The organism is Bacteroidales bacterium, from assembly GCA_018334875.1.
Classification (GTDB): Bacteria; Bacteroidota; Bacteroidia; order Bacteroidales; family UBA12077; genus JAGXLC01.
Window position 1 is genome coordinate 1 of sequence record JAGXLC010000268.1, and the last position, 5,788, is coordinate 5,788.

Sequence of the window (5,788 nt, forward strand, 5' to 3'; positions counted from 1 at the left end):
ATGGAATCCATTGCCCGGCAGCCTGAGGCAGCGGGTGACATCCGTTCCAACATGATCGTATCGGCAGCCTTGATTGAAGGGGTGGCGTTTTTTGCCATTGTGGTCTGCTTTTTGATTGTTTTTGTAGGTTAGGCTTACGTAACGCTTTACAGCCCAGGCGGGTTGCCTGGCTGTAAAGCCGAATGGGTTGTTTAATTGCTGAAAATATTAGCACTATGGAACTAATAAGACCTGATTTCGGATTGCTTTTCTGGATGGTGGTTTCATTTGGAATCGTGTTGTTCATTCTTCGGGCTTTTGCCTGGAGACCCATTCTGAATGCCTTGAAAGAACGGGAGAGAACCATTAATGACCGGCTGGATGTAGCCCGAAAAGCCAAGAAGGAGCTGGCTGAAATTGAATTCGGGAATGAGCGCATCATTGCACTGGCCAAAACCGAACGGGCCAATATGCTGAGGGAAGCCCAGGAGAAAAAGGACAAGATTATTGAAGAAGCGAAAGCGGATGCCCGCAAAGAGGCCGATAAAATTCTGGAACAAACCAATAGGCGTATAGAAGAAAGGAAGAAGGAAGCCGAGGAAGATCTTAAAAATCAGATTGCCAGCCTTTCCTTACAAATAGCCGAAAAAGTTTTGAAGGAAAGATTGTCTGATGATCAGAGACAAAGAGCTTATGTCAATTCTTTGGTTAATGAAATAACGATAAATTGATGGTTAGCAATTAGTTATTGCACTTTATGTGAATAAATCACAAATGACAATGATCAAATTTCAAACAAATTCCAATGATCAAAAAATAAAATTCAAAACATTTTGCATCCAAAGTTGATAGAGAACATAACGTTTTAGTCATTGAATATTTGAATTTGGAGTCTAGTCTAAAAAGCCATATATTGAGCTGCAATGCGCTTAGCGGCTGTTGTAGCATGTTGTTTATCAGTAAAATATATTTTATGCTTATAGCTAATAAAGCCGCTTAGCGCCTTCTTGGACCAGTCTCAATTTGTATTTTATTTGAGATTTGTAATTTATTATATGAGGTTTACCTGGAGAAATTAATACGCAATATTTAGGGTATGTATCAGAGCCTGATAACACTAAGATATGCCAAAGCACTTTACCTGGAGGCAGAGGAGAAAAATTTGCTGCAGGAGGTGTTGGACGACGTCCGGCTGATCAGACAGACGTTTGCAGAGAATGCCGAGCTGGACGAAGTCATTCATTATCCTTTTATTTATCCTTCAAAAAAGGAGAAAGTTCTGAATAATCTGTTTGGGAACAGAATTCAGCCGGTTTCTCTTCGTTTTTTATACCTGATCATTGATAATAAGAGAGATCAATATATAAGGAATATTCTGAGGAATTTTGTAGATATCTATAATGAAAGGCAGGGAATCAAGACGGTATCGCTGACTACAGCCGTTGAGGTTGGCGAAAGGGAAAAAGAGTCAATCAAAAATTTTATCAAGAAATATTTCAATGCCCGGAAAATTGACTTCAACGAAAGGATCAATAAAGAGATTATTGGTGGTTTCATCATACAGATTGAAGATCAGTTGCTGGACGCCAGTGTAAGAACACAACTGGAAAAAGTAAGTTATACGCTGAAACATAAAAGTCATATCGTTTAATCCATATATAAAATCGTAAAAAATGGCGGATATAAAACCCGGAGAAGTATCCAGAGTATTAAAGGAACAATTGGAGCAGGAGCAAACCTACTCCCAGCTGGAAGAAGTAGGAACCGTACTTCAGGTAGGTGATGGAATAGCAAGGATTTATGGGCTTTCGCATGTTGAATACAACGAGTTGATAGAGTTTGACAGCGGTATCAAGGGCATTGCCTTAAATCTGGAAGCCGATAATGTCGGAGCGGTACTTTTGGGTCCCTCGGAGCGGGTGAGGGAAGGCGAGCGCGTAAAAAGAACACGGCGTATTGCTTCTCTGGAAGTAGGAGAAGGGCTTTTGGGCAGGATTGTTAATACCCTCGGTGAACCCCTTGACGGGAAAGGAGCCATTAGCGGGGAAACTTATGAGATGCCCCTGGAACGCAAGGCGCCTGGAGTGATATACAGGCAGCCTGTTAATGAGCCTGTCCAGACAGGACTCAAGGCCATCGATGCCATGATACCGATTGGAAGAGGGCAGCGAGAATTGATCATCGGTGACCGGCAGACCGGGAAATCCGCCATTGCCATAGATACCATCATCAACCAGAAGGAATTTTATGACCGGGGCGAACCGGTATATTGCATATATGTGGCAATAGGACAGAAGAAATCCACGGTTGCCAATGTACAGAAAGTGTTGGAGAAACATGGAGCCATGGATTATACGGTTATTGTTTCGGCTACGGCATCCGATCCGGCAGCGCTTCAGTTCTATGCACCTTTTGCCGGTGCCGCTATTGGAGAATATTTTAGAGATACAGGCCGTTCTGCGCTGGTGGTTTACGACGATTTGTCCAAACAGGCGGTTGCCTACCGGCAGGTATCGCTTCTTCTGCGCAGGCCTCCCGGAAGAGAGGCCTACCCTGGAGATATTTTTTATCTTCACTCCCGCCTTTTGGAAAGGGCTGCAAAAATCATAGAATCCGATGATATAGCCGGGCAGATGAACGATCTCCCCGAATCCATAACCAATCAGGTGAAAGGAGGAGGGTCGATGACCGCATTGCCCATTGTGGAAACCCAGGCAGGAGATATTTCAGCATATATTCCCACCAACGTGATTTCCATTACCGACGGTCAGATTTTTCTCAATCCCGACTTATTCAATGCCGGTGTACGTCCGGCTATAGACGTGGGTATTTCGGTCTCCCGTGTAGGGGGCAGCGCCCAGATTAACTCCATGAAAAAGGTTGCCGGTACCATGAAGCTTGATCAGGCAGAGTTCAGAGAATTGCAGGAATTTGCTAAATTCGGCTCTGAGCTGGATCAGGCAACGCTGGAAGTACTTCATAAAGGGGAAAGAAACGTGGAGCTTCTGAAGCAGAGTCAGTATCAACCGGTGCCTGTAGAAAAACAAGTAGCCCTGATTTATTGCGGTACCAAAGGTTTATTAAAGAATGTGCCCGTGGATAAGGTCCGGGAATTCGAGAAAGCTTTCCTTGAAAAAATGGAAGTGGAGTATCGGGATGTATTGGATACCTTAAAAGCAGGGAAGCTGACGGATGAAGCTACTCAGACCCTTGAGCAGGTAGCCGGGGATGTAGCCCGGAATTTTTAATCATAATGATCAGTACAATATGGCCAATCTGAAAGAGATCAGGACAAGAATTGCTTCGGTGAGGTCGACCCGGAAAATCACCAATGCCATGAAAATGGTCGCCGCCTCTAAACTGAAAAGGGCTCAGGATGCTGTGATCAATCTCAGACCTTATGACAGCAAATTACGTGAAATTCTTTTTAGTTTGATCAGAAGCCTGGAAGGTGAAGAAATTTCCAGCCATTACCTTCGTAAAGGCAGGGAAGACAAAGTTTTGCTCGTGGTGATAACCTCTAACAAAGGCTTGTGCGGAGCTTTCAATTCCAATGTCATAAAAAAGGGTGTGGAGTTGGCCCACAATAAATATTCCCTGCAATATCAAAACGGCAATCTTTTTTATTTCCCCATAGGAAAAAAGGGAACCGAATTCTTTACCTCTAAAACATATTCGATTTATGATTCCGATAACGAGATTTTGGACAATGTGTCATTTAATAATGCTTTTCCCGTTATCAAACAGGTAATGAAGGCTTTTACCAATAAAGAGTTTGACAAGATAGAGATCGTTTATAATAGATTCAAAAATGCTGCGGTTCAATTGTTAACGGTTGATCAGTTTTTGCCTGTGGAGTTAAAACCTGAAAATGATGACGAATCAGAAGCACATCATAATTATATATTTGAGCCCAGCAAAGAGTTTATTATAAGGAGACTAATTCCAAAAACATTGAGAACCCAGTTTTATGAGGCGTTATTGGAGTCCTTAGCCGCAGAACACGGAGCCAGAATGACTGCCATGCACAAAGCCACCGACAATGCTACGGAAATGATCAATGATTTACAGCTCACTTATAATAAAGCACGTCAGGCATCCATTACCAATGAGATACTGGAGGTAGTATCGGGAGCTGAAGCACTGAAGAAATAATTTGGTCCGGTTGATGTATAATATTGGATGTCAAGGGATAATGTCTTGTATATACTGATTACAGATTTTTTCGTTATATATCCGGAATTGTAAGAAATGTTTTAACTCCGGTTTACCCAATGAGCGCTTATATTTTTGATTTGATCCGTGAAGGAGAAAATGAGTTTCTTGATTTTAAGCACTCTATTGGCAATTCAAAGAAAATTGCACGTGCTCTCGTGGCTTTTGCAAATACAAAGGGCGGGAAACTTCTCGTTGGAGTGAAAGACAATGGAACCATCTCCGGGATCGCCACAGATGAAGAGTATTATATGGTGGAAGCCGCAGCTACCCTTTATTGCCAGCCGGAAATTGAGTTTTCTACGGAAACCTGGAATATCTACGGGAAAACCGTTCTGGAAATAACCATCCCGAAAAGCCTTCACAATATCTATTATGCAATAGATAAAAACGGCAAATGGAAGGCCTATATCCGGGTTAAAGATCAAAATTTACTGGCCAATAAAATTCTTCTGAAAGTTTGGGATCAGAAAAGAAAATCAAAGGGAACCTTTGTTCGTTATAACCACGAAGAAAAATTGCTGCTGAATTATTTGTCGGAGAATGATTACATTACATTCTCCAAATTCAGAAAGCTGGCCAGGATTTCTCCCTTTAAAGCCGAAAGAATATTGATCAATATGGTTGTATTGAATCTTATTGACATTGTTTTTACTGAGAACAGGACATTTTACAAGTTGAGGGAAAATTCTTTCGGCGGCTAATTCATCACATACAGTAATTTATGTTTATATTTGTTAAAATTTATTAATTTGTTCTAACATTGGTTTTATTTTTGCATATATATTAATACTTTTACATCAAATTAAAAATTGTTTCTCCTAAACCCAAAATTTTTGCGCCATGGATAAAAATTTTAAACGATTAACGCTTTTATTACTGGGGTTGTTTGTGATTGGCTTTGCGACCCCTGTAAATGCACAGGAAAAGAACCTTAACGATGCCAAACGGGCCATCAAAAAAGGTGATCAGGCAAAGCGTGCAAACAATTATGAAGAAGCCATTGCCGCATTTAAAGAATGCGCAGATATTAGCGAACAACTGGATGCTGATGAAGCGGATGAACTTAAGGCCGTAGCTCAGCAAAAGTTTACCAAAACCCATCTGGATTATGGCAACGAGCTGCTAACGCAGAATGAATACGATCAGGCTCTTGAATATTATAACAAGACAGTAAAGTTTGCAAAACAATATGACTTTCCGGATTATCTGAACAAGGCGGAAAATAACATTCCGGATGTTTATTATGCCCAGGGAAAGAATCATCTTTCCGAATCTAAATACGAAGAGGCCATAGAGTTCTTCAATAAAGCCATAGAAGGCGATCCCGATTACGGTATGGCATATATTCGAAAAGCTCAGGCATACGGGCAGCTTGGTGATTCCGATGCTATGGAAAAGGCAGTGCAAGAGGCAACAGATATCGGAAAAAAAGCCGGTGAAGATGAAGTTGTCAATACCGCACAAGAGCTTGCTTATAAGTATTTTTATAACCAGGGAGCCACTTCTCTGAAGGATAAAAATTATGCCAATGCCATCCCCAACCTGGAGAAGGCTCTTGAATACGGTGGAAGTCCTACATTAAACCATTCCC

The 5,788-nt window shown here is 41.5% G+C and carries 7 protein-coding genes; all 7 read left to right on the plus strand.

Going from position 1 to position 5,788, the window contains the following annotated elements; translation table 11 throughout:
* On the plus strand, window positions 1-132 hold a 132-nt coding region (atpE, locus tag KGY70_16070; GenBank protein MBS3776714.1), incomplete at its 5' end, for an ATP synthase F0 subunit C.
* Window positions 133-215: 83 nt separating this feature from the next.
* Window positions 216-710: a F0F1 ATP synthase subunit B gene (gene atpF / locus KGY70_16075; GenBank protein ID MBS3776715.1), complete on the plus strand. Its 495-nt coding sequence runs from the start codon at window positions 216-218 to the stop codon at window positions 708-710.
* A 365-nt stretch (window positions 711-1,075) separates the two neighbouring features.
* A complete protein-coding gene (atpH, locus tag KGY70_16080) occupies window positions 1,076-1,630 on the plus strand; it encodes an ATP synthase F1 subunit delta (protein MBS3776716.1) in 555 nt (184 codons plus the stop codon).
* A gap of 22 nt (window positions 1,631-1,652) precedes the next feature.
* Window positions 1,653-3,227 (plus strand): F0F1 ATP synthase subunit alpha, encoded by a 1,575-nt coding sequence (gene atpA, locus KGY70_16085; GenBank protein ID MBS3776717.1) that lies wholly within the window; start codon window positions 1,653-1,655, stop codon window positions 3,225-3,227.
* A 19-nt stretch (window positions 3,228-3,246) separates the two neighbouring features.
* Window positions 3,247-4,134, plus strand: a complete 888-nt coding sequence (atpG, locus tag KGY70_16090; GenBank protein ID MBS3776718.1) for an ATP synthase F1 subunit gamma — start codon at window positions 3,247-3,249, stop codon at window positions 4,132-4,134.
* A 119-nt stretch (window positions 4,135-4,253) separates the two neighbouring features.
* Entirely contained in the window at window positions 4,254-4,898 is a 645-nt protein-coding gene (locus tag KGY70_16095; GenBank protein ID MBS3776719.1) for an ATP-binding protein, read from the plus strand.
* A 139-nt stretch (window positions 4,899-5,037) separates the two neighbouring features.
* On the plus strand, window positions 5,038-5,788 hold a 751-nt coding region (locus tag KGY70_16100; GenBank protein MBS3776720.1), incomplete at its 3' end, for a tetratricopeptide repeat protein.

Coding starts and splice junctions, on each gene's coding strand:
- atpH (MBS3776716.1), top strand. CDS start 1,076: ATGTATCAGAGCCTGATAACACTAAGATATGCCAAAGCACTTTACCTG.
- atpA (MBS3776717.1), top strand. CDS start 1,653: ATGGCGGATATAAAACCCGGAGAAGTATCCAGAGTATTAAAGGAACAA.
- atpF (MBS3776715.1), top strand. CDS start 216: ATGGAACTAATAAGACCTGATTTCGGATTGCTTTTCTGGATGGTGGTT.
- atpG (MBS3776718.1), top strand. CDS start 3,247: ATGGCCAATCTGAAAGAGATCAGGACAAGAATTGCTTCGGTGAGGTCG.
- KGY70_16095 (MBS3776719.1), top strand. CDS start 4,254: ATGAGCGCTTATATTTTTGATTTGATCCGTGAAGGAGAAAATGAGTTT.